Origin of the sequence: Draconibacterium sediminis, from assembly GCF_000949475.1 — a bacterium.
Lineage (GTDB): Bacteria > Bacteroidota > Bacteroidia > Bacteroidales > Prolixibacteraceae > Draconibacterium > Draconibacterium sediminis.
On the sequence record NZ_JRHC01000001.1, the window covers coordinates 1,774,393 to 1,799,736 of the forward strand.

The 25,344-nt window shown below is 40.3% G+C and carries 24 protein-coding genes; 13 read left to right on the plus strand and 11 right to left on the minus strand.

Annotation, left to right across the window (positions count from 1 at the left end):
* Positions 1-100: 100 nt before the first annotated feature.
* From LH29_RS07140 to LH29_RS07160, 5 genes are all read right to left on the minus strand, one after another.
* Positions 101-496: a hypothetical protein gene (locus tag LH29_RS07140; RefSeq protein WP_052670654.1), complete on the minus strand. Its 396-nt coding sequence runs from the start codon at positions 494-496 to the stop codon at positions 101-103.
* Between the two features lie 80 nt (positions 497-576).
* Positions 577-1,704: a saccharopine dehydrogenase family protein gene (locus LH29_RS07145; protein WP_045027193.1), complete on the minus strand. Its 1,128-nt coding sequence runs from the start codon at positions 1,702-1,704 to the stop codon at positions 577-579.
* A gap of 42 nt (positions 1,705-1,746) precedes the next feature.
* The gene (locus LH29_RS07150; protein ID WP_045027195.1) at positions 1,747-2,394 is read right to left on the minus strand and encodes a response regulator transcription factor; all 648 of its coding nucleotides are present in this window, start codon (positions 2,392-2,394) and stop codon (positions 1,747-1,749) included.
* A gap of 171 nt (positions 2,395-2,565) precedes the next feature.
* Entirely contained in the window at positions 2,566-3,609 is a 1,044-nt protein-coding gene (locus LH29_RS07155; RefSeq protein WP_198152360.1) for an ATP-binding response regulator, read from the minus strand.
* Positions 3,610-3,843: 234 nt separating this feature from the next.
* Complete coding sequence (locus LH29_RS07160; protein WP_157493598.1) at positions 3,844-4,452, minus strand: hypothetical protein; 609 nt, start codon at positions 4,450-4,452, stop codon at positions 3,844-3,846.
* 28 nt (positions 4,453-4,480) lie between these two features.
* On the opposite strand from LH29_RS07160, the gene LH29_RS24930 reads away from it, so the two are divergent.
* From LH29_RS24930 to LH29_RS07175, 4 genes are all read left to right on the plus strand, one after another.
* Entirely contained in the window at positions 4,481-4,624 is a 144-nt protein-coding gene (locus LH29_RS24930; protein ID WP_157493599.1) for a hypothetical protein, read from the plus strand.
* A gap of 355 nt (positions 4,625-4,979) precedes the next feature.
* Entirely contained in the window at positions 4,980-5,306 is a 327-nt protein-coding gene (locus LH29_RS07165; protein WP_045027203.1) for a 4a-hydroxytetrahydrobiopterin dehydratase, read from the plus strand.
* 69 nt (positions 5,307-5,375) lie between these two features.
* Positions 5,376-6,791: a class II fumarate hydratase gene (fumC, locus tag LH29_RS07170; RefSeq protein WP_045027206.1), complete on the plus strand. Its 1,416-nt coding sequence runs from the start codon at positions 5,376-5,378 to the stop codon at positions 6,789-6,791.
* Between the two features lie 12 nt (positions 6,792-6,803).
* Positions 6,804-7,469, plus strand: a complete 666-nt coding sequence (locus LH29_RS07175; protein ID WP_045027209.1) for an FAD-binding oxidoreductase — start codon at positions 6,804-6,806, stop codon at positions 7,467-7,469.
* Between the two features lie 370 nt (positions 7,470-7,839).
* Here LH29_RS07175 and LH29_RS07180 read toward each other — a convergent pair whose 3' ends face one another.
* From LH29_RS07180 to LH29_RS07195, 4 genes are all read right to left on the minus strand, one after another.
* Complete coding sequence (locus LH29_RS07180) at positions 7,840-8,196, minus strand: SpoIIAA family protein (protein WP_045027211.1); 357 nt, start codon at positions 8,194-8,196, stop codon at positions 7,840-7,842.
* Positions 8,197-8,214: 18 nt separating this feature from the next.
* Complete coding sequence (locus LH29_RS07185) at positions 8,215-10,230, minus strand: copper-translocating P-type ATPase (RefSeq protein ID WP_045027214.1); 2,016 nt, start codon at positions 10,228-10,230, stop codon at positions 8,215-8,217.
* Between the two features lie 55 nt (positions 10,231-10,285).
* The gene (locus LH29_RS07190) at positions 10,286-10,501 is read right to left on the minus strand and encodes a hypothetical protein (protein ID WP_045028899.1); all 216 of its coding nucleotides are present in this window, start codon (positions 10,499-10,501) and stop codon (positions 10,286-10,288) included.
* Positions 10,502-10,778: 277 nt separating this feature from the next.
* Positions 10,779-11,108: a LapA family protein gene (locus LH29_RS07195; protein ID WP_045027217.1), complete on the minus strand. Its 330-nt coding sequence runs from the start codon at positions 11,106-11,108 to the stop codon at positions 10,779-10,781.
* Positions 11,109-11,471: 363 nt separating this feature from the next.
* On the opposite strand from LH29_RS07195, the gene LH29_RS07200 reads away from it, so the two are divergent.
* Positions 11,472-11,927: a hypothetical protein gene (locus LH29_RS07200; RefSeq protein WP_157493600.1), complete on the plus strand. Its 456-nt coding sequence runs from the start codon at positions 11,472-11,474 to the stop codon at positions 11,925-11,927.
* A 56-nt stretch (positions 11,928-11,983) separates the two neighbouring features.
* Here the strand turns inward: LH29_RS07200 and LH29_RS07205 are convergent, their stop codons facing one another.
* Together LH29_RS07205 and LH29_RS07210 are read right to left on the minus strand one after the other, a co-directional pair.
* Positions 11,984-12,433, minus strand: coding sequence for a plastocyanin/azurin family copper-binding protein (locus tag LH29_RS07205; protein WP_198152361.1), 450 nt, complete (start codon positions 12,431-12,433; stop codon positions 11,984-11,986).
* Positions 12,434-12,610: 177 nt separating this feature from the next.
* Positions 12,611-13,276 (minus strand): BON domain-containing protein, encoded by a 666-nt coding sequence (locus tag LH29_RS07210; protein WP_045027222.1) that lies wholly within the window; start codon positions 13,274-13,276, stop codon positions 12,611-12,613.
* A gap of 302 nt (positions 13,277-13,578) precedes the next feature.
* Between LH29_RS07210 and LH29_RS07215 the strand changes: the two genes are divergently transcribed.
* The 8 genes from LH29_RS07215 (at position 13,579) to LH29_RS24245 (ending at position 25,176) form a co-directional block, all read left to right on the plus strand.
* Entirely contained in the window at positions 13,579-14,031 is a 453-nt protein-coding gene (locus tag LH29_RS07215; RefSeq protein ID WP_045027225.1) for a hypothetical protein, read from the plus strand.
* A gap of 148 nt (positions 14,032-14,179) precedes the next feature.
* Positions 14,180-14,770, plus strand: a complete 591-nt coding sequence (locus tag LH29_RS07220; protein ID WP_045027227.1) for an RNA polymerase sigma-70 factor — start codon at positions 14,180-14,182, stop codon at positions 14,768-14,770.
* A gap of 129 nt (positions 14,771-14,899) precedes the next feature.
* Entirely contained in the window at positions 14,900-15,880 is a 981-nt protein-coding gene (locus tag LH29_RS23705; RefSeq protein ID WP_052670657.1) for a FecR family protein, read from the plus strand.
* Positions 15,881-16,103: 223 nt separating this feature from the next.
* Positions 16,104-19,478 carry a TonB-dependent receptor gene (locus LH29_RS07230; protein ID WP_045028907.1) on the plus strand — a complete coding sequence of 1,125 codons (3,375 nt, stop codon included), beginning with the start codon at positions 16,104-16,106 and terminating at the stop codon, positions 19,476-19,478.
* Positions 19,479-19,498: 20 nt separating this feature from the next.
* Complete coding sequence (locus LH29_RS07235) at positions 19,499-21,385, plus strand: RagB/SusD family nutrient uptake outer membrane protein (protein ID WP_045027230.1); 1,887 nt, start codon at positions 19,499-19,501, stop codon at positions 21,383-21,385.
* An 18-nt stretch (positions 21,386-21,403) separates the two neighbouring features.
* Positions 21,404-22,090 carry a DUF3823 domain-containing protein gene (locus LH29_RS07240; protein ID WP_045027233.1) on the plus strand — a complete coding sequence of 229 codons (687 nt, stop codon included), beginning with the start codon at positions 21,404-21,406 and terminating at the stop codon, positions 22,088-22,090.
* 100 nt (positions 22,091-22,190) lie between these two features.
* Positions 22,191-24,695: a glutaminase family protein gene (locus tag LH29_RS07245; protein ID WP_157493602.1), complete on the plus strand. Its 2,505-nt coding sequence runs from the start codon at positions 22,191-22,193 to the stop codon at positions 24,693-24,695.
* Positions 24,696-24,939: 244 nt separating this feature from the next.
* A complete protein-coding gene (locus LH29_RS24245) occupies positions 24,940-25,176 on the plus strand; it encodes a glycoside hydrolase family 88 protein (protein WP_198152362.1) in 237 nt (78 codons plus the stop codon).
* Positions 25,177-25,344: the final 168 nt, after the last annotated feature.

Here is a 25,344-nt window from a genome sequence, read left to right on the forward strand (position 1 = left end):
TTATGAAGATAGAAATATTTTCTGTTGAATAAGAACGTAATTTTGCAATGCTCTTATCACAACGAAAAAAGTAACAGGAGGTTCAATTGTAGTAGGATGTTTAAGCTTCGGCCATTAGCATCCGGGCTTCACTTTTTAAAATGGCCGGAAGCTGAATGTGCCGGCGCTCAATGCTTAGCAGCCAGAACTTTATTTCCTCGGTTTTTAAGGTGTACAAAACTTCGCGAAACTGTTCTATCTGGTTGTTTGTGTATGAATTTTCGTCGATATTTTTATATGCGTCAAGTTCCTCGTCGTCGTAATATTCAACATGCGATTCGTTCATTTTCATCTGATCGAACTCACAGATCTCGTGCGCACCACAACAGTCGGATGGTGGTGCAACTACTTCTTCCTGTTTCGTCGCTGTCTTCCCGTTTTTTTTATTTGCTTTTACTAAAAGAAAAACACCAATAAAGGTGAGTAGTAAAAAAACAAGTCCAATAATCATTTCCATGGTGCAAAAATAGCAATTTGCTACAAATGATTATTTGCTTTGGGTTAAGGTTAAAATAATTTTAAGTGAGCGAGTTGCAACTACTCCGAAAGCTGGTAGATTACGCCTCGTTCTTTCAGGTATTGGAAGATGTAACCGAGGTTTCCGGGTTGTGCCCCAACTGCTTCGGGGGCATTAACTCCAACCGAATTGAAGGTGCCATAAAGAACGAGATTTGCAACCGAGGTACACGCATAGCCGGTTGTTCGTGCCATTGAAATGGTTTGGGTGTCTCGGTCGTATTTGTCGAGCAAATGGTAGGTAAATGTTTTTTCGGTACCGTTTTCCACTCCTTTAATAACGATTCGCATTATTGTAAAATCTTCCTCGCCGGGTTTTAGCTGCCACTTTGGGAAAAGTAATTTAGCCGTAACATCAATCGGTCGCACTTTAACTCCGTTTACCTCAACCGGATCGTACGAGAAAAATCCCGATTCCCGTAAAACGCGAAGGTACTCAATGCATCCCGGGTAACGCAGTGTTTTTTCAATCATATCGGGAATGTTCTTCATGGTTTGCATCAGCGAACGTAAACCATCGGAGTTCCACGATTCAAGCGTGCCAATTCCATCAAAATGGATTAATTCCGGATCAGAGAGAGCTTCTTTTTCTACCAGCTCGTAGTTTTGGATGTAGCGCGCTGGGCGTGTGTATTCTTCAATTACGTCGATGGGCGAGAACACCGCTTTATATTCGTAGGGCCATTCGCGAATAACGGGCAGCCCGCCAACAAGACATTCATATGATTTTACTGTAATTTGCTGGTTGTGATGCCCCAGAATAATATTTCCCATGCCGGGAGCAACGCCGCAATCGGCCACAACACAAACCTTATTTTTTTTAGCCAAACCGTTTAACGACAGAAAATCTTCGGGCATAAACGAAATATCAACCATGTTCTTTCCGGCTTCAATTACCGCTTTCATGGTTTGGTATCCCATAAAACCCGGAACTGCTCCAATTACAAGGTCGTAACCGGAAACCAGTGATTTTATTTTTTCGGGTTGGCTCAGATCTTCCTGAATGCATTTTATTTCGGGGAACGCAGAAAACTTGTCTAAGGCTTTTTTGTCAAAGTCAACACTGGTAACCTGGTGGTTCTTCGATAAATCTTTGGCAATTGAACTTCCTACAAGTCCGGCGCCCAAAACAATAACATTCTTCTTCATCCGGTTTTAAATTAGGTTTTGGTTTAATGCGTGAAAATCCCGCTAATCGAGTTGGATCAACCCTTTTTTCAAGGCATATTTTACAAGGTCGGAATTGGTTTTTAAATCCAACTTTTCAAGAATATTTTGTTTGTGTGTACCAACCGTTTTTACGCTGATAAAAAGTTTGTCGCCAATTTCGCGTGTTGATTTTCCTTCGGCAAACAGCAGGAATATTTCTTTTTCGCGATCGGATAATTGCGAGTAGGAATCGTTATCATCGGCACGCGAATTCAGGTAACCATTAATAACAATTTCGGTAATGTCTTCGCTCAGGAATTTTTTGCCATCGTGCACCGAGTTTACCGCATCGGTAAGCTGCCGGTAGGTGCAGTTCTTTAGAAGGTAACCATCGGCACCTGCCTCCAGCATCCCTTTAACATATTGTTTGTCGGAGTGCATTGATACGGCAATAATTTTTACTTCCGGCATTTTGTCTTTTAGAATCCGTGTGGCTTCTATGCCGTTTATTTTTTCCATTGCAATATCAACCAAAAGTACATCGGGCTTAAAAGCTTCCACTTTGTCTATTGCATCTTGTCCGTTCTCGGCCTGGGCAATTACTTCGATGTTGTCGGCCGAGTGTAGTAGGTTTATTAAACCTTCTCTGAAAAGTTGGTGATCGTCAGCAACTATAACCTTTATTTTCATACTATTAAATTGTTTGTTTTTAGCGGTATTGTAAGAAACTCGCAGGTATTTTTATATTCTTCCTGAATGTTCCGCCAGCTGGCGGATTACCTGCTCGTTTCATTTACTTTTATTTTCCGGTTCAATAGCAAATCGGTTGCGAAAATGCCGTAAAAACCTGTTGTTATTAGATTAATTTTGATCAAGAGAATACGGTATTTCAATTTCGGCTTTTGTTCCTTTTTCAAGGGCTTCAATATTAAAAGTTCCGTTCATACTTTCAATTCTCTCTTCAATGCTTAACAGCCCAAAACCGCCTTTGTTTGATGCCGGTTTCGAGTGCGATTTGTCAATGCCAATCCCGTTGTCTTCAACCGAAATATAGTACATGCCGTTGTTTGTTGCCTGTATTACTGTAACCTCTGTTGCTTCGGCATGTTTTGATGTATTTGTTAGCAGCTCGCCAACGGTACGATACAGAAAAATATTATTCTCCTTGCTGAGTTGTGTATTCTTGTTCTCAACAATAAGATTTGTCTTTATATTAAAGTCTTTCTCAAACTGCTCAAGTTTCCACTGAATGGCGGGCAACAAGCCTAACTCATAAAGTATTGGCGGACTTAAATCGTAGGTTAACCGCCGCGATTCCTCTATGGCTTTATTAAGCAATTTTGAAGTGAATTTAATGGTGTTTTTTATGGCTGGAGAACATTCATCAACGTCAATCGACGACAGGTTCATAAATGCCAGCCCCAGTGTTTGCCCCAAACTGTCGTGCAGGTTTTCAGCAATTCGTCTTCTTTCCCGTTCCTCAACCAGCGTAATTTCAGAGTTTAATTTTTTAAGCTGCAACTGGTACGATTTTATACGCAGCGCCACATTGATCTGCGCTTTTAATTCAACCTGATCGAACGGTTTCGAAATAAATGAATCAGCTCCTGCATTCAATCCTTTGGTACGTTCAACACTATCGCGCCCCAGTGCCGATACCATTATAATAGGGATTTGTTTAGTCCGGTTATTCTTCTTTAATAACTTACAGGTTTCGTAACCATCCAGGTCAGGCATCATTATATCCAGCAAAATCAGATCGGGATTTTCATTTTGGGCAATAGTTATGCCCTCTTTGCCGTTTAACGCGCCAATGAATTTAAAATCGGGGTAGTATACCTTTACAATCTGCGAAATAAGTTCCAGGTTGATGTTGTTGTCATCAATCGCCAGGATTTTCTTCATAAATTCTATTTCATTGTTTGGTACCAACATAATAAATAATCAAATAGGGTTTTAATCTTCAAACGTCAATTGGTCTAAAGATACCAAAACTGTCGGAAACAATGAAGCATGGAGGTAATAAATACTTAACAAAATATCAGTAAATTGCCGAGGCGCTTATAAGAAGTGGGGGAGGTAGCGTAATAATTAGTTTTCTGATTGGCGGTTACAATTTAAAATCGGGCTACGGTAGAGTTAATTGTTTTTAATAAGTCCGTACATAATTCCTATTCCTGCACCAATATAAGTTTGATTGCTGTTAACAACAACCATCGGCCCTACAGAGCATCCCACTGTTGCGTGCAAGGGCATTTCAAGCTTCGGGTTAATAACCAGACTTAGTTTTTTTGATGTTTTCGTTTCAAAGTTATATTGGCTGTTTGAATTAACAAGGGCAAATTCCGGTTCACGAAATGTGGTAATTCCGGGGCCCGCCTGAATAACAACACGTAAATTCTTTTTTTCATTCAGGTTAAAAATTCGGCCCATCATCATATGCAAATTCTCCGAATTCTCGAAAGGTTCAACCGAAGTGGCAGGCGTAACGTTTGTAGCCGATTTCAGAAAGTTATCAGAAGGCGTAACTGTTGTTTTAAATGTAGCCGAGTATCCAACGCTTAGTATATACTTATTGTTGTAGGTATAGCTCATGCCTAATTTCCCGGCTTGCTGATCGCCAACCAAATATTCTCCTGACGAATATAAAGTATGTTTTGTTGTGGTTGATGGCTTGCTATCAGTCCACTGGGCACCAGATACCAAGGTAGCCATACTAAAAACCGTGATTAATAATAGTGTTTTCATAGGCAAACTATTTTGTGATCTTCGACTTATGGTAAACATTGGGTTTGAAATGTTTACTGAAGTAAAAGCACGTTTTGATTTAATGGAGTGCTATTACCCTATAAAATTACAGCGTTTGGAAGGGCAAAATAGAATTGATGTTGCTGATTTATGGGGTGCGAAAGGATCATAATATAGTCAGAAAAATGGAAGTTACTATGAATTTAGGGAGTTGGTCAGGCCTTTTGTGGTTAAAAATAAGAGATTGTAAGTAAGTGAAATACCTTGTGGGAAGAGGCCAGAAACGGATTCCTGACCTGGGCGTGAGGACAAACAAATATTGCAGAAAAGAACGGAACAATAAACCCGCTTTGTATTGGGCAGAAACTGTGGAAGTGCGGATTTGGTATGGTCTCATTTCACAACTTGTGGAAATTGTACCCGTATAATGTTATCGTTCCGGTTGGTAACCAGCTATTTCTGTTTTGGCACATTATTTTCATTAATGATTTACACAGGCATTTTCCTGCAGATAAAATATACAGATTATGAGTGAATTAAAAGAAAAGCACTGTACACCGTGCAAAAAAGAAACAAAACCATTAGATGCTGAAGAGATTAAGCATTTTAAGGCGAAAATAGACGACAACTGGAAAGTAGTGGATAACAAAAAGATTTGGAAAAGTTTTTCGGTGAAGGATTTTAACGAAGCCATTGCATTTGCTCAAAAAATTGCTGTGCTGGCCGATGAAGAAGATCACCACCCTGATTTGGGTGTGCATTATGGTTCGGTTGATGTAGAACTCAGTACACACAATATTGGTGGCTTGTCGCCCAACGACTTTATTCTGGCCGCCAAAATAGATGCTATTTAGAGCCAAACTTTAGCAACACTTAGAATACGAAATAACTGAAAGCAAGAAAACAGAATTAAAGGAGGAGTTATGAATTATCGCGTTGAAAAAGACACACTGGGAGAAATAAATGTACCCGAGAAGAAACTTTGGGGGGCACATACGCAGCGATCGCTGGAGAATTTCAGGATTGGCCCGGAGGCTTCAATGCCAAAGGAAATTATTGAGTCTTTTGCGATTATAAAAAAAGTCGCAGCCCGCAGTAATCATAAACTGGGAATACTCTCTACAAACAAAAAGCAGCTGATAGAAACCGCTTGCGACGAAATTTTAGCCGGAAAGTTAGAGCAACATTTTCCGTTGGTAATTTGGCAAACCGGCTCGGGCACGCACACTAATATGAATTGCAACGAAGTGATCGTCAACCGGGTAAAACAAATTGTAGAAAACGATTTTCAGTGGGAAAATATCGAGCTTCACCCTATCGATGATGTGAATAAATCACAGTCATCAAACGATACATTTTCGGCAGCCATGCACATTGCAGCATACAAAAAGCTAACAGTTTCATTGTTGCCGGCACTGAAAGAGTTGCATGATACTTTTAACAAAAAATCGGAGGAATTTTCGGCAATCGTCAAAATTGGCCGAACCCATTTTATGGATGCCGTACCGATTACTCTAGGTCAGGAATTCTCTGCCTATTCTACGCAAATAGAAAAAGGAATAAATGCATTAAAAAATACCTTGCCCGATTTGCAGGAGTTACCCTTGGGCGGAACTGCTGTTGGAACAGGATTAAACTCTCCGGCAGGTTTCGACGACGAAATTGTAAATGAAATAAGCAACGAAACAGGATTGCCGTTTATCAAAGCCAAAAATAAGTTTGCATTGATTGCCGGGCACGATGCGTTTGTGCAATCGCACAGTGCAATAAAGCAGCTGGCCGTTAGTTTACTGAAAATTGTTAACGATTTGCGGGTAATGGTTTCGGGGCCGCGAGCCGGAATCAGCGAATTGAATATTCCTGCCAACGAAGCCGGTTCGTCGATTATGCCGGGAAAAGTGAATCCAACCCAAATCGAGGCACTTTCAATGGTTTGTACCCAGGTAATGGGTAACGATACAACCATTTCGGTGGCCAATTCTTACGGGCATTTTCAGTTGAATGTTTTTAAGCCGGTTTTGATTCGCAATTTCTTGGAATCGGCAACATTGTTGGCAGATGCGTGCAAATCATTCAATAAAAACTGTTTGCTTGGAATAACTCCTGATACCGAAAAAATTGATGCGCATGTAAATAATTCGCTGATGTTGGTTACCTCGCTAACGCCTCATATTGGCTACGACAAAGCCGCACAAATTGCCAAATATGCGCATGCAAACAAATGCAGTTTAAAGGTGGCGGCTGCAGAACTAAAACTGGTAGACGAAAAACAGTTTGATGAATGGGTAAAACCCGGTGAAATGACCCGCCCGAATGTAACAGTAAATAAGAACAAGTAATTAAACAGAATAATGGAACATAAAATAGAGATTAAACAAAAAAGCTGGTTAAATCATAATGTGATGCAATTTGCCCTTGAAAAACCGGAAGGATTTACTTTCAATGCCGGGCAGGCGGTTGAAGTTACACTTGATGATCCGGAGTTTAAGGATGAAGCGGCACCATTTACATTAACAAGCTTAAACGAGGATGAACATTTGGAGTTAACTATAAAAGCTTATCCAAAACATGAAGGAATAACATTGGCCCTTTCAAAATTGGAAAAGGGAGATCATTTACTGATTTCTGATGCCTGGGATTCGTTTAAAAATAATGGCCCCGGAGTATTTATCGCCGGCGGAACAGGGGTTACTCCCTTTATCGCGCTTTTGAGGCAAATGGAAGCAGACGGTTCGGTAGATGGAAGCCGGCTGATATTTTCAAACAAAACAGAAGCTGATATTTTTCTGGATGAGGAGTTTAAACGGATATTGGGAAATAATTATGTGAAACTGTTGACACAGGAAAAGAAGACGCCTTATCACTATGGGCGAATTGACAGCGCGTTACTTAAAAATATAGTCGACGATTTCGACCAGCCGTTTTACCTGTGTGGACCAGAAAATTTTGCAGCCGATATAAAGGAATACTTAAAAGAATTGGGGGCCGGAGATGATCTGGTGAATATTAGTTTGTAAAAATATAAATGCCGCTTTCGGCATTTTTTTTTGGCATAAAAAACCGGTTGGGCAACTGAATGCCGCAACCGGTTAAACAACAATTAGTATTGATGTATAAACCTGAATTCGATTTTAAAATATTATCACAGAAAGTCATAATTGCGTCAGATTTCCATTTAGAATTATGCAGGAATAACGGGTTATTTTAAAGAATTCTAAATGGAAAGATGGCGTGAGAAGGACTTTCCATTCATGGCTTTGCTCTTTTTGCCATAAACTTCCAACAATTTTCTTGTATTATCCCGATAGTACTTCGAAAACCGTTGAAAGTTTCTGTCTAAAAATAGCTAAAGCTGTGAGCTATTTTAAAGTCGAAATCAGGTTATAATTAATCCTTAACCCACTCCCGGGCTTTGTCAATATCGGTAAACTCAAAATATTTTACTTCGCCGGAAATAAATGGAGCAGCCAGTTCCGACCACAATTTTTCCCAACGCGACTTTCCAACAACAGCAATCTTTTTCATGTCGTTAAAATGTTTCAGGTAGGTTTTTACGTCTTCCCAAAAGGCTTTTGGTGAAATCCCGTCCACATAATTTAGCTGGACATACAGTTTTACCTTACCAAAATCTTTAACCGCCTTTTCAATCAACGGAGTAATTTTGTTGTAGTCATTTTCGGTCAGTTTCCCTTCAACTTCAAGAGCAATCAACTCTTCTTTTGTAATATCAATTATTTTAAACATAGCTTTTACTTTTAAATGTTACTTGATTCCTTTTTTTAATAGTTGCGCATTTATGGCAACAATAATGGTACTTAAACTCATTAGCACTGCTCCCAACGCCGGGCTGATCATTATTCCATATCCGATCAGTACTCCGGCAGCCAGCGGAATAGCAGCCACATTATAAGCGGTAGCCCAAATAAAATTTTGTATCATTTTTCGGTGGGTTTTCTCTCCGAAATGCAGCAGAGCCGAAATATCTTTCGGATTACTGTTCACCAAAACAATATCTGCTGTTTCTGCGGCCACATCAGTACCCGATCCTATGGCAATACCAACGTCGGCAGCTGCCAGTGCCGGCGCATCGTTTATCCCGTCTCCGGTCATGGCAACAAACTCGCCTCTATCCTGGATCATCTTAAGTTTATCCAGTTTCTGATCGGGCAACAATTCGGCAAAGTACCCGTCGAGTTGCAGCTTGTTGCTAACTGCTTTTGCAACGTTTTCGTTGTCGCCGGTCATCATATAGATTTTAATTCCTTGTTTTTTTAACATTTTTACCGCTTCAAAAGATTCTTCCCGAATCTCATCGGCAAGAGCGATAACTCCGGCCAGCTTGTCGTTTGCCACAACAAAAACAATAGTTTCCTGGCTGTCGGTGTCTACTTCTTCCGGAATGTCAATGTTGTTCTCTTCCAGGTATCCGGGACTAACAACTTTAACTTGTGTGCCATCTACATTCCCTTCAATTCCTTTTCCTGTAATGGTTTCAACATCCGAAACTTTCGGAATTTCAATAGCCTCTTTCTTTACTTTTCGCAAAATTCCTTCGGCCAGCGGATGCTCCGATTCGGATTCCAATGCTCCTGCCATTGCCAGAATTTGTTGATCGGAATAGGAGTCGTACAAGCTTTTAAAGCGGGTTACGCCAAAGTTACCTTTGGTTAGTGTTCCGGTTTTATCAAACACAACAACCGAAACTTTTCGTGCATTCTCGAAAGCCGTCCGGTTCCGAATAAGCAGCCCCTGTTTAGCCGATACCGATGTAGAGATAGCAACCACCAGCGGCACTGCAAGGCCAAGCGCGTGTGGGCAGGTAATTACCATCACACTTGCCATGCGCTCCAGCGCAAAAACAAACGATTTGCCCAGCACCAGCCACGTTGTGAGTGTTCCAAAACCAACCGTTAAAGCAATAATGGTGAGCCAAAATGCAATTTTATCGGCAAGATGTTGTGTCTTCGATTTTTTACTTTGTGCATCGCGAACCATCTGGATTACTTTATTCAGATAAGCTTCTTTACCCACCTGTTCAACGGTAATTTTTAGCGAATTGGTTCCATTCACCGTTCCGCCAATTACTTCATCATCTTTCGATTTACTCACCGGTTGTGATTCTCCGGTTACCATCGATTCGTTTATATTACTTTTCCCTTCAATAATTTTTCCATCCACCGGGATTTTCTCTCCGGGGCGAACCAGCACGATATCGCCTGCTTTTAGTTCATCAATTTTTACATCGCGCGTATCGTCACCTTCAATTAAGTGTGCCTCGTCCGGCATTAAATCAATCAAACTTTGCAGCGCTCCTGAAGCATTTACCACCGATCTCATTTCTATCCAGTGGCCCACCAGCATAATGTCTATTAATGTGGCCAGCTCCCAGAAAAAGGAGTCGCCTTTTAACCCAAAAGTTGTGGCTGTACTGTAACCAAAAGCTACGGTAATGGCTACCGCAATTAAGGTCATCATACCCGGTTGCTTTTTCTTCAATTCGTCGGCTAAGCCGGTAAGAAAAGGCCATCCACCATAAAAGAAAATGATTGCCGATAAGGCAAACAGGATGTATTTATCAAAACTGAACTGAATTTCGTAACCAATTATTTGTTGAATAAGTGGCGATAAAACGAGTATTGGAATTGTTAGTACCAGCGAAATCCAGAACCGTTGGCGAAAATCAGCGATCATGTGTTTATGATGTTCGGTATGATCGTGATGTCCGTTTTCGTGGTGCTTATCTTGCGAGTGCTTATGTTTTTCATGGTGTGAGTTCATAGCTATGTGTTTTTTGATGAACAGCTATTTGGGAGCTATATTTTCGGTATGAATTTTATAAATTCTCGGTGCTTTCGCTGGGAATAAGGCTGAAAAGTATTGTTGTTAACTGCTCTCTGTTCATTCCCAATTTTAGCTCCAGATTATGCAGAAATTCATTCTCATAACCGTCAACATACGTGAGGTCATTTTTTGATAACTGTGGGTATTTTTCTTTTAGCCCAAGTTTGATAAACGACCAGTTGTTTTTTATTGGATTATTTGTTCTCATAACTAATTGTTTTTTAATCGTTACAGCTTTAGTTTGGCCAGAAACTTGCCACGAAACACTTTTTGCAGTCATTATTTTGATAGCGATACCAGTTGCCCGATATGCCTGAACTTATGTGGCTTTACGCTGGTAGCAGAGAAATAAACCGCTAACTGAGTAGTGTGGAAAGATGTCACACTTTGCGGAAAAAAAACACAATTCAAATGTTAGCGATTATTGAAAACCGGCATATCAGAACAGTGCTCTGAGCAACCGGCAATACATCGAGATTAAGCAGTTAGTCTACCATCTCATTTGGTACTTTATGTTCCTTGCTTTTTTCGTTTACCGCAAATTTGATTTTGTTTTCCAATTGACGAACCTGATTCTCGAGCTGTTTAATCGATTTGTCTCTGTTTTTAATTTCGTGATTCTTTTTTGCACGATAGGGCAGCGATAAAATAAAGCTGGTCATGGCACCAAACGTAACGGCTACAATTATTACCAGCGACAAATTGGACTCGATGCTCCATTCCCAGAAATTAATAGAAACCACTGCCGAATTGTTTAATGCAAACAAAACAACAGCCAGTATAACGAGTAGTATTCCTATAAATGTTTTTTGCATGGTTATTTATTTTTATTCCTAATTTTCAAAATTGATGTAGGCGGGGATTTGTCCGGGTGAAAACATTATTTCGTTTAGTACTCAGTGTTTTAATCACCCTGTTACACCATTTATAAGGCAACATACGTGCCCGGCATTCTTAATAATGTTTATTCACCGGAAAATGCAGCAGGTACGCGCTTTTGATAGATGGACTGCGGGCAGGTACTATTGCTGTGCAGGTTTCCGGTTGTAGAATTTTAGAGAATAGTGTGGAAAAAATTCACTTTATAAGGCGTGTTTGAGAGATAGACAGCCAACTGTGTGCATGGCATAGTATTTTCACCAAATTCTACTGTTGAATTAAAAACAAGTAACATGAAAATGAAAAACATCACAATGAAAGCATTTACAAAAGAGATGAACTGGATTTTTATCCTATTACTTTCTGCCACAATTATTTCGTGTAGTTCTTCGAACAAACAAAACGATAACAAAGAAGAATTGGCCGAAGACCTTCAGGAAGTAAAACAGGATGTTAATGCTATTCTGGAAAAGGATAAAAAGGAGTTAAAAATGGAAATTGACTCTGCGATTGCCGATTTTAACGAAAAGCTTTACGATTATGAAGATGAGTTAAGAAAAGGTACCAAGCAGGTAAATACCGAGCCAAAAGATTTAATTGAGGAACTAAAGATTAAAAGTGACTCGTTAACCGTTAGGGTTGATGAAATGAAGGACCAGGGAGAAGAAACCTGGGACGAATTTAAAGAAGAAGTACAGTACGACACCGAAAATTTTAAGGAAAGTGTTGCAGCATTCTTTGAAGATAATAAGTAAAAAATATGAATACGAAAAAAGCCCCGGCAACTTTAAAGTTGCCGGGGCTTTTTGTTTTACTCAACAATTAGTTTTCCTTTCATTCCGGCCTGGTAGTGTGCCCTGAAGGTACAGACATATTCGTAAGTCCCTTTTTCATCGGGCACATTAAAAACGATTGAATCTGTTTCGCCAGCGCCCAGCATTTTTGTTTTGGCAATAACTTTTCCTTCAAGTGCCGGATCGATAAAATCATTGTCTTCGTGCTGTAGTCCCTTGTTCACAAAGTTCATCCCGTCGGTGCCTTTCTTTAAAAGCACCCAGTTATGTGCCATCATGCTTTTATCATCGATATTACTAACTGTTTTCAGGGTAATTTTCAACTGCTCTCCCGGCGATGCTTTAATGTTTTCAACCGTAAAGCGCAGATTGTCGTGTCCTTCCATTTTAACTTCTCGTTGTGCCCAGGTATTTACTGCCAAAAACAGCAGCAGCAAAACCGGGGCAAGTTTTTTTAGTCGTTTCATCTGTATAAATTTTATTTTTTTTTGATGATGTGAAAATTCTAATCTGACAGATGGAACCGCTCCATCCGTCACTTTCACATAAAATTTATTCATTCTTCTATTTGTAGTTCCTGAATGAAAAATTTCATGTTCGTTTCATCGCTTTACTTTTACTTGTTTTGGTGGCGACAGGAGATTTTATCCCACGGTAACTTCGTTCACTACCTTATTTACACCTTTGGTGTGCATGGTCTGATCCTCAATTTCTTTCCTGATGGGATCGTTGGCCACACATCCCGAGATGTAAACAGTACCGTTCTCCACCTTTGTTATAATCTTGTTCTCGTCGATTAGTGCACTTTTTTCAAAAGCATTTTTCAGTGTCTGCTGAATTTGCCGGTCGTTGCTGATCAATTTCGGATTTACCTGGATGCGGTTGTCCATATCGATGACTCCCTTGGTAGAGCTTACAATTTTTCCGGCAGCAATGCTCTCGCTTTCATTCGAAACATAGCCCGACAATACCACTTTACCCTTGTCAACTTCCACATTAACATTCATCGGGTTAATGCTTTTTTGCCATTTAAAATACTTTTGAATATTGTCCCTGATATCTGTATCGGAAACGGTCGGCTGATTGGGTTGAAAATCTACCTGAAGATCATTTACCACGTTAAAATCTTTGGCCGCTTCGGTAGCATCGCGAAGTGCTTCAATTTTTGCACTGTAACTGGGTACATGCCCCTGCAGATGAACTACGCCATCCGTAATACTTACAAATATGTGGTTGATATTCACCGCATCGTTATTGGTTAGCCGGTCAATAATGTTCTTTTTAATAATTTCTTCTGGTAATGGTTTCATAATGTATCTGTTTTTATGTTTTACTTTCTAAAAGTGTGCGATATCTGTACCAGACAGGTGTTTTGTGGAAGTATATTTTTTTCCCCCGGACACTCCCTGTTGTCAGAGCTTTATGGCGGTTTGGTTTTTAAGAAGTAATTAGCACTCCGGAAATATTGTGGAAAGATTGGCCGCTAAGTGTGTAATATTTCAACAGGATGTGGAAAAGGAAGAGTTGTGTTTCTTGTCAATCCTGCATTGTGTTTTCCGGCAGATATGCGTAACTTAAATCAAATAAAAGAACCGATAAGAACCGACTTGTTATGCTTACACAATATGTATTGCTTGCTGTTTTTGGTATCGCCATGGCACATTTCGAGGGAGTGGTGGTGGTTTATCTTCGAAAAGCCATCGGACTGTTGGATGCTGATTCGGAAGCGGGAAATAAAGAATTGCTGGAGAAGATTCCAAAACGAACGATAAAGATTGAAATGACGCGCGAGGCCGCAACCATTATTATGTTGGTAACACTGGCATTACTGGTTGGTAATTCATGGCTTGACCGGGTAATGGTTTTTCTTTGGACTTTTGCTTTCTGGGATCTGTTCTACTACGTGTCGTTGTACGTGGTGATAAAGTGGCCTACACGGCTAACAACAATCGATGTGTTATTTCTGATTCCACGTCCGTGGATTGCCCCGGTTTGGTTCCCGGTGGGCATTTCAACACTCACCATTATTTGTATTGCTGTTTTTTATTTGTTACCGGGGATGTAAAAAAATACAAAAGCACCCAACCCAAAGGCTAGCGGCTTTTGTATCCTAGCCTAGCTACTATTTTAAATGTATTGAGAGTCAGCCTAAACATCAGAAAATACTTTTTTGTTTTTTTTGTTTATCATTGCAACTTCAATTTTACTAATTGATGAAAGCACTAACTAACGAGATATTACAACTTTTGAATAAACATCAAGAGGCTGCTTTTGAAGTGGTTTTTAAACTGTATTATCCGCGGTTAGTGTATTTTGCAAAAGAGTTTGTTCCCGATAGTGAATCCAAAAACCTGGTTCAGGATGCCTTTATTTCCATGTGGGACAAAAAGCCTCAGTTTATTAACGAATCGCAGCTGCAAAGCTATTTGTACACCAACGTAAAAAACAACTGCCTCATGTTTTTACGACACGAAAAGGTGAAGAAAAAATACAAATCAGAGGCAGCTTTTCAAAAACAAAATCAGATTTATACCGAAGCTTTGAATGGCCTTGATACTTCAACGGTAACTTTCCAGGAAATCGAATCGATTATTGAAAAAACGCTTTCGGAGCTACCGGATCGTTGCCGCGAGGTTTTTATTCTGAGCCGTATGGAAGGCAAGAAAAACAAAGAGGTGGCCGAAGCTTTGGATATTTCAGTAAAAGCCGTTGAGGCACAAATTACCAAAGCCCTTAAAACACTCCGGGTTTCGCTTAAAGATTATCTCCCATTGGTAGCCTGGCTACTCATCAATGTAAAATAAAAAATATATCTGCGTAATTATTCAGATTATCAAGAGTTTAAAGAGCTGCTGTTGTGGTTCGTGAAAGTTTATTTGATTTTTTTATAGGGTAAAATCGTAGTTAAGCATTTAACTGGTAACAAACGAAAAATGGATTCGGAAAAACTAATACATAAAATCACAGAGAAGAAAGCACTGAAAGATTCGGAAGAGCTTTTAAATTATGTCAGTGAGTCGGGCGAGAACACCAAAGAGTACATCCGTTACAAAACGCTTTGGGCCATGCTGCAAACCGGAAATGAAATGGACGAAGAAACCGTTAATCAAGGTTACAAAGCGGTAAAACGCAATGTTAATGGACGAAGAAAGTCCATCTTGCTAAATATTGCAAAATACGCAGCCATTGTTATTTTGGCCGTGTCGGCCGGATATTTTATTCAGTATAGAGATATAGATTCTGAAATTGCAATGAACGAGATCTTTGTGCCAAAAGGAAACCGCACATCAGTAGTGTTGCCTGATGGTTCAAAAGTTTGGCTGAGTAATGGCACAAAACTGGTTTATCCCGAAAGTTTTGTTGGCGATTTCAGAAATGTACAGTTGGAAGGAGAAGGATTTTTTGAAGTTATACATGATGAACATCATCCGTTTATTGTAAACGTGGGGGAACACCGCATAAAAGTTTTGGGGACAAAGTTTGCTGTGGTGGCATACCCCGATGACGATGAGGTAAAAGCAGAACTGGTTTCAGGAAAAATTCAATTTGATATTCATTCTGGTGCTACCGAAGAGAGTTATAAGTCTTTTATGGTAAAACCTATGCATAGTTTAGTTTATGACAAAACCTCCGGGAAGGTTTATGAATCAATCATTCCGGATGGTTTTCATGATTACTGGCAAAAAGGAACTTATCGTTTCCGAAATGAATCTTTTGATTCGCTGGCAACAAAAATTGCTCGTATCTATAACGTGGAAATCATATTTAGCGACGAAGAACTTAAAACCCGAACCTTTACCGGAACCTTAAGTGTTGACGACAATATTTACACTCTAATGGAGGTATTTAAAAGTGCTTCGGGTAAACCCTTTGGATATAAATTTGACAGTGGAAAAATATATATAGACAAATAACTAAAAACGGAGCGTATGTAAAGAACCAAATTTATGAATTAAAACGGGAAATGCCTGCTCGCACTTCCCGTCTGTCAGGAAACACGCCAATGTTTCCTTTTGAGAATCAATAAATAAGCCAATCGGCTCAATTATCGAACTTTAACACGTTAAATGTATGAAAAAAACTAACATTTGCAATGGGGAGAGTTGTATGCCTCATTTCAAAAAACTATTGAAAATTATGAAGATCACATGTTTGCTTGTAGTGGTAGCATTTGTGCAGGTTTCGGCCTCAACTTATGCGCAATCAACTAAGTTAACATTGGACATGAAAAATGCCAGACTAGCTGAACTATTTGAACAAATTGAAAAAACCAGTGAATTCCGCTTTTTTTATGACAGTGACGAAATTGATCTGTCGAAAAGAGTATCAATAACTCAAACAAATTCCAATATCGTAGATATTCTCTCGGAAGTTTTTGCCGGAACAGAATATACCTACGAATTAATGGACCGACATATAATTGTCAAACATTCAGAAGTACATAATCCTGCTGATGGAATAGCGATTGCATCCCAACAGAGTGGGATTACAGGTATAGTTACCAACAGAAGTGGTGAGCCGTTACCTGGTGTAACCGTTGTGGTTAAAGGAACGACAAAAGGTACAGTAACACAGTTTGATGGAAGTTACTCTTTATCGAATGTAAAACCGGGTGCAGTACTTGTCTTCTCTTTTATAGGAATGGAATCACAAGAGATCGAATTGGGTAACCAAACTTCTGTTAATGTTGAATTAAATGAATCAACTATTGGATTGGAAGAAGTAATTGCCATTGGATACGGTACACAGAAAAAGGAGTCGTTAACAGGTGCAATTGCCGGTGTTTCGGCAAAAGATATCGAGCAGGTTCCAGCAGCAACGGTTGGTTCTGCACTGGCAGGTAAAATTGCCGGTGTTTCTTTCCGTATGCCCGACGGACGTCCGGGGGCACATGCCACCATCCAAATTCGTAACATGGGAGATCCGTTATATGTTATCGACGGAATTCAGAAAGAGTCTGGTCACTTTAACAATTTGTCGCCTAACGATATAGAAAGTATTAGTGTGCTAAAAGACGCGTCGGCAGCAATTTATGGTGTTCGTGCAGCAAATGGTGTAGTTGTGGTTACAACCAAACGTGGTTCGAAAGGAACCAAAAACTCTATTAATGTGAATGCCTATACGGGTTGGCAAAACTGGTCGCGTTTTCCTGAAACCGTTGGTGCATACGAGTGGATGCTTGGAAAGGCTTACTCTGAAATGAACCTCGACGGGCATACCAATATTACACAGGATGAGTTGGATAAATGGCAGGCAGGCACTGAAACTGGTTACAGAAGTTTCGACTGGTACGATTTTATTATTCAACCTAATGCCCCACAAACATCAATTAATGTAAGCACTTCGGGTGGATCAGATAAAATTAACTACTACCTGTCGTTAACACGTTTAGATCAGTCATCGGTACTGGGTCGCGAGTTTACTTTCGGCCGGACCAATTTTCAGTCGAATATCGATGCGCAAATCAATGACCGATTTAAAGTTGGTGTTTCCATAAACGGAAATATTGAAACACGCGATAATCCTGGTGTTCCGGGAGGTGATGATTATTGGGCACCTCGTTTTGCGCTGTTCCGCAACCGTCCAACCGAAAGGCCATACGCTAACGATAATCCCGAGTATATAAACAACATTGGTCACATGGCTGAAAACTGGGGTTTGCTAACCAAAGAAAACTCAGGTTACTGGACTGAAAACTGGCGTGCATTGCAATTGAACTTTGTGGCCGAATACGATATTCCGATCGACGGACTGAAGTTTAAAGGAACTTATTCGTACTTTATTAAGGACCGTATTATGAATGGTCACGAATACACTTACGAAGCTTATTCTTATTTCCCTGAAACCGATGAGTATAAAGTAACTTTCTCGATGATGAATCCATGGCGCGAACGTGGTACACACAAACAATTTGAGAATGTAATGATCGGGCAATTAGACTATGTGAAATCGTTTGGAGATCATAATATTTCAGCAACTGTTGCCAACGAGCGTATCGAGCGCCGCGATCTGGATGTTTGGGTACACGCTGTTCCAAAAACCAATGCTTTACCGCTGATTCAGTTCCCTGATATGGATACGTACAACGATAGGGATTACGAAAGTGCCCGTATCGGATACATTGGCCGTTTTAATTACAACTATGATAATAAGTATTATTTCGAGTTTGCAAGTAGGTATGATGCTTCATGGAAGTTTGTGTCAAGCAAACGTTGGGGATTCTTCCCTTCAGTTTCTGCAGGATGGAGAATTACCGAAGAAAATTTCGCCAAAGCATTGTTAGGTGAAAGCACTTTTAACCTGAAGTTACGCGGATCTTACGGTGAGCTTGGTGACGACAATGTAGGTATTGGTGACTTTGATTATATGACGGGTTACAATTATGCATCGCAAGCAGTTGTAATGGATGGCGAGATTATTACCGGAGCCCGCGACCGTGGTGTGCCAATTACTTCTATTTCGTGGTTTACCAGTAGAATTACCGACATTGGTGCCGATTGGTCGTTGAATAATGGAAAACTTAGTGGTACTGTTGATTATTTCTACCGGAAACGTGAAGGATTACGAGGTCGGAAATACGATATTTTAATTCCGAATGAAGTAGGTTACGGTTTACCTGATGAAAACGTAAACAGCGATGCTACAATGGGAGCTGAAATGTCGATCGCATACGATGGCAATGTTGGAGATTTTCATTATTCAGTAGGTGGTAATATTTCGTATGCAAGAAATAAATTCCTCGAATCGTATAAACCACGTTTTGGTAACTCATGGGATCATTACAGAAATTCTCAGGAAGATCGTTGGACAGGAACCTTCTGGGGATACGAAGTTGTTGGTCAGTTTGAGTCTTTCGAACAAATTAATAGCTGGCCGGTAAATAACGACGGTGTTGGTAACCGCGATATGCTTCCGGGCGACCTGATTTACAAAGACGTAAACGAAGACGGCGTTATCAATGGTTTAGATGTACGTCCGATTGGTTATCCAAGAGATCGTAACCCAATTGTAAACTTTGGTGTTAACCTGGCTGCTCAGTACAAAGGATTTGATATCAGAGCAGACTTCTCGGGTGGTTCAGTATACTCTTACAACCAAAACTGGGAGATGCGCTGGCCTTACCAAAATACTGGTAACCTGTTAAAGCAATTCTATGATGACAGATGGCACCGCGAAGATCCTTACGATTTAAACAGCGCATGGGTACCGGGACGTTATCCTGCATTACGTTTCAATACTGGATGGCATAATAACTACAACAAACAATCAACTTTCTGGTTGACCAATGCTAAATATATCAGGTTACGTACGTTTGAAGTTGGTTACAGCCTGCCGGAAAAACTGATTACAAAGGTAGGAATGCAACGTTGCAGGTTATACGTGAATACCTATAACCTATTCTCTCTTGATAACCTGAAAAAACTAGGTGTTGAGCCGGAGGTAATGGATCCGAACGGATTGCAATATCCTCAAAACAGCATGGTTAATGTTGGTGTAAATCTAACTTTCTAATTTTTAAAATTTGAATGAATATGAAAAAGATATTATATATACTGATCTTTCTAATGGCCTTCAACTGGGGCTGTAACGATGATGATTTTCTGGACCGGGAGCCAACCAATATCCTGCTTGACGAACAAGTTTGGAGTGATGAAGCGCTGATTTTTTCAGTTATCAGCGATTTGTATTTTCGGATTCCTGAGTATCAGTCGGTAAATTATTGGCAAGGTTATGCTGATTTTGATGAAGCATTTGCTTCGAATTTCGGCGATTACGGGCGTCATAAAAACAACGATTGGGGATATGGCGAATGGGGACTTTGGAACTATGGTTACATTCGCGAATTGAACCTGTTCATTCAGAAGGCTCAATCAGATCTTACCAGTGATTTGGATCCTGCTGTAAAAGCTCGATTTATTGCTGAAGGTCGTTTCCTAAGAGCCAATGCATACTTCGAATTGGTAAAACGTATGGGTGGTGTTCCTCTTATTCTTGAACCATTGGAATATGATTTTAGTGGCGATGCAACATATTTGCAACATCCGCGAGCAAAAGAAGCTGAAATCTATGATTTTGTGCTTAGCGAATTGGATGCTGTCAAAAGCGACTTGCCAGACGATGCAAACATAAAAAGTCGCGCAACACAAGGCCTTGTTTTGGCAATGAAAGCACGTGTGGCAATTTATGCTGCATCAATTGCAAAATACGGTGTAAACACACCTAACGTTAGCTTGCCAGGAGGCGAAGTTGGTATTGCTGCCAACCTTGCCGATGGTTATTATACTCAGGCATTAAGTGCTGCTGAAGAATTGATTAAAAGCGGAACCTATTCGTTATACAACAAGAAAGAAGATCTGTCGGAAAATTTTGCCAATATTTTTATTGATAAGGCGAATAACCCGGAAGTGATTTTTGTACGCGATTACGTTCAAAGTGAACGATTTGATGGAAGAGCGAACACCTGGACTTTAGTGAACCAGCCTTGGTCTGGTGCTGAGGATTTGGAAGGTGGTCGTACAAATCCATCTTTAAACCTGGTACAGTCGTTCGAAATGCTGGATAATAGTTTTGCCACTTTCCAAACAACTACTGAAGAGGGTGATTACATTTTCTTCAACGATCCTATGGATATGTTTGCAGGTCGCGATCCCCGTCTGGCAGGAACAGTTATTCTTCCCGGATCAAAATTCAAAGGTAAAGATCTTGATATTTGGGCTGGATATCAACTGGCTGATGGAAGTGTAATTACCGGCGACGAGTTTGGACAACGTAAGGTGTTGCCTGGTTCGGAAACTCCTGTACAGGTAGTAGGTTTCGATGGTCCTATCGACGGCCGTGAATACAGTGCTCAAAGTGGTTTTTATGTACGCAAGTTTATGGATACTGCAACCGGTTCAGGTCAGCGTGGTTTGAAATCGGACAGATGGTGGGTTCGCTACCGTTTGGCAGAAACTTACCTGGTTGCTGCTGAAGCTGCTTTTGAGTTGGGTAATTCAGGAAAAGCTGCCGATTATATGAATGATGTTCGTCGTCGTGCCGGATTTACTACAGACCTTACTGCTGCTGATATTACTTTCGACCGTATTGCTCACGAACGTAAAGTTGAGTTGGCTTTTGAAGGACACCAGCTTTGGGATCTGAAACGCTGGCGTTTGGCCCACATTGTATTCAATGGCGAAAAAGTTGATTTAACTGATAAACCCTGGAAAGCCGACGAAGTGAGTACTCGCGTATTTGGTTTATGGCCATACAAGTATTACGAGCCGGGAAGTCCGAACGATGGTAAATGGATTTTTAAACAAGTTCTGCCGGGACAGGTAACCGGAGCCGATCGCTTCCGTTTAGGAAACTACTACTCGTTTATTAACGATGATATAAGAAATAACAATCCGCAAATTGTTAAGAACCCTAATCAATAACCTTTAAAGGAGAATACAATGAAGAAGTTAAAATTTATATTCACAATACTTGTTGCTACTGCGATTTTCGCGTCATGCGACTGGGATAATTACGACGAACCGGAATCATTCCTGAAAGGAACTATTGTATACAATGGCGAGCCGATTAACGTAAGCTACAACGATGTAAACTTCCAGCTTTGGGAGCCGGGATGGGAATTGTCTTATCCTATTGATGTTGTTATTGATCAGGACGGTAGTTATTCTGCTTTGTTATTCAATGGAAACTATAAACTGGTTTTTCCTGACGGACAAGGTCCATTTCGCACCATTGGTGCCGATACACTTGATATTACTGTGAATGGCGATAAAAACCTGGACATTGAAGTGGAGCCGTATTATATGATTCGTAATGCGCAGTTTTCGGCTACAGGTGGTAATGTTACTGCTACTTTTCAGGCAGAAAAGATTATTACTGATGCTGATGCACGCGATATTGAGCGTGTAAATCTATATGTTAATAAGAGTCAGTTTGTTGATTTCAGAACAAATATTGCCAAAACCGAAATCGGTGGTGGCGACATTGCCGATGCAAACTCGATCAGTATGTCGGTTGCAGTTCCTGAAATTACACCAACTCAAAATTATGTGTATGCCCGTGTTGGACTAAAAGTTACCGGTCGTGAAGATATGATATTCTCTCCGGTGCAAAGAATAGATCTATAACCAACTATCTGTTGAGGTTGTCCCGGTGATTGTGCCGGGATAACTTCATTGGCAGCCTTTTTATTTAAACCAACTATTTTTCATTTTAATCTCAATTCTAATGTTTAGCAGAATACAAATTTGCAGTATTGTTTCAATACTTGCCTTGCTGTTTATTGCCTGTTCACCAACCAATAAAGTAAACGATACGGTTAAAAAAGAGTCGTTCAGAGCACCTTCTTATCCCCTCATTACTATCGATCCATATACCAGTGCCTGGTCAAATGCCGATCAGTTATTCGATGCTCCGGTAACACACTGGACAGGGAAAACTCATTCGCTCATCGGAGCACTGAAAGTGGATGGCGAGGTCTATCGTTTTCTGGGGAAAGAAATAATTCCTCCCAAAGTTATTTTTCCCATGGCAAATTACGAACAGTGGGAAGGAAGTTATACTGAGAAACAACCAGGTGAAGGTTGGGAAAGAGCAGGCTTTGATGATTCTGCATGGAAACGAGGGAGAGCAGCATTTGGTACTTCAGGGATGCAGGCTTTGGTAACATCATGGGAAAGTGAAGATATTTGGGTGCGCCGCTCGTTTCAACTTCCTGATGAGTTGGGAGAGGAAGATATCTATCTGGTGTATTCTCATGATGATATTTTTGAATTGTATCTGAATGGAGAGCAGTTGGTAAAAACCGAATACGAATGGCACAACAATGTACTGCTAAAATTGGATCGTGAGAAATTAAAACTCGGAGAAGAAAACATTATCGCAGCCCACTGTCATAACCGCACAGGCGGAGGTTATGTTGATTTTGGAATTATACAGGAACGGAAAGAAAAAGAAATTTTTGCAACAGCTGCAATTCAAAACAGCGTAAACATAACTGCAACAGCTACAAAATACAATTTCACCTGCGGCCCGGTCGATCTTCAGCTTGAGTTTGTATCGCCTTTGCTACCTGATGATCTCGATGTATTATCGCGTCCGGTAAATTACATCAATTACGAAATTCAGGCCAACGACAACAAAAAACACGATGTTCAGATTTATATTGAAACAACACCCGAATGGGCTGTAAACGATTTAAGCCAGGAAGTACTATTAACGAACGGGGCACAACAAAATATTAGCTGGGTGAAAGCCGGAACTATTGAACAGCCTATTTTACAAAAGAAAGGCGACAATGTGCGAATTGATTGGGGCTATCATTATCTGGCAACTGCAGAAAAACCTGAGACGTGGGTTCTTATTGGGGATTATCTAATGTCGAAACAACAATTTGTGAACGATGAATTACCCTTCCGTGGTGTGGATGAATTTACCACGAAAATGAGCCAATCGATGCCAGCCCTTGTTTATACCGAAAATTTGCAGGAAGTAAGCGATCGATCAAAAAATGGGTTTGTATTGCTGGCATACGATGATATTGAATCCATTCAGTATTTTGGCGACAACCTAAAAGCCTGGTGGACCAAAAACGGGGCAATAAGTATTGAAGAAGCTTTAAAGGCTGCAGTTGATGAACACGGGAATATTCTTTCACGATGTGCCAAACTCGATCAGGAAATCTATTCTGAAGCATTTAAAGCAGGTGGCGAAAAATATGCTAAACTCTGTGAACTGGCATTTCGTCAATCCATTGCGGCGCATAAACTGGTAAAAGATACTAAAGGAAACATTCTTTTCCTTTCTAAAGAAAACTTTAGCAACGGTTCTATCGGAACAGTTGATGTTACTTATCCCTCCGCACCATTATTCCTGAAATATAATCCTGAGCTATTGAAAGGAATGCTAAATCCTATTTTCTATTATTCAGAAAGCGGTAAGTGGACAAAGCCTTTTGCAGCGCACGATGTAGGTACTTATCCGTTGGCTAACGGACAAACCTATGGTGGCGATATGCCTGTGGAAGAATGTGGTAACATGATCATTCTGACCGCTGCTATTGCCGATGTGGAAGGAAATGCAGATTATGCAGCCGAACACTGGGAAGTGCTTACAACGTGGGCAAACTACCTGCTCGAAAATGGTCTTGATCCGGAAAATCAATTGTGTACCGACGACTTTGCCGGTCACTTTGCTCACAACGTAAACTTGTCGGCAAAAGCGATAATGGGGATTGCCGGATACGGAAAATTGGCAGCCATGTTAGGCAAAAACGATATTGCTGAGAAATACACTTCTGAAGCAAAACAAATGGCTCAGGAATGGATAAAAATGGCCGACGATGGCGACCACTATCGGTTAACATTCGACAAACCTGGAACATGGAGTCAGAAATACAACCTGGTTTGGGATAAACTGCTGAATCTGGGAATATTCCCTGAAGATGTAGCTCAAAAAGAAATTGCTTATTACCTGACCAAACAGAACAAATACGGCTTACCACTTGATAACCGCAGAACTTACACAAAATCAGACTGGATTATTTGGACCGCAACTTTGGCTGACGATACAGAGACGTTCCAAAAGTTTATTGATCCGCTTTATGGATTTGTAACTGAAACGCCAGATCGTGTTCCAATGTCCGATTGGTACGAAACTCCCGATGGAGAACAGGTAGGTTTTCAGGCACGTTCGGTAGTTGGCGGCTATTTTATAAAAATGTTGGAAGAGTAGGGGAGCTTAATAATTTACATACTATTGTTATAATTCCGGGCTTCTCAAAAGGTACAAAAGAGCAAGAATCTGACAACCGAAGTTGATGCTGTGGAAACAACTTTTACAGACCTCGTTTGATATGGTTCGGATTCATGAATGGTAAAATAGAGCTATAATTATATTTTCTGTTTTTCACGGAATAATGAAATGAAAGTTTAATTTCTAAACCCGTGACTTAAAGAGTTGCAGCAAAAAATCCTGAGTGGTTGGTAGAATTAAACGGTGTCGTTTAGTTGAGGGAATATATACTCCTATAGCCCGAAAAGCCTGGATGGCTCTGGTTCCGTACGTTGATGAAGATGGGGCAGTAGCGGAAGTTTGTGTTGGAACCAACAAAAAAAATGACAAGCAATACTATTACGACCGTCCACGAAGAAAAGGAGATTATCACGGGCAGGCTCCGTACCTTTGGTGTGTGAATGCGCTTTTGGAAAAATAGAAGACAGTACATTCGAAAAGAATGTCAATATGTACAGTGAGCTGCCTATCAATAGCCTAAAGTATATTTGTCTTTAAAAAAGAACAATTGTACTATGAAAAGTACATCATAACTGTTATTTTCAACCTTTACTTTGAAACCAATCTAAACTTTGAATAAATCTATCAA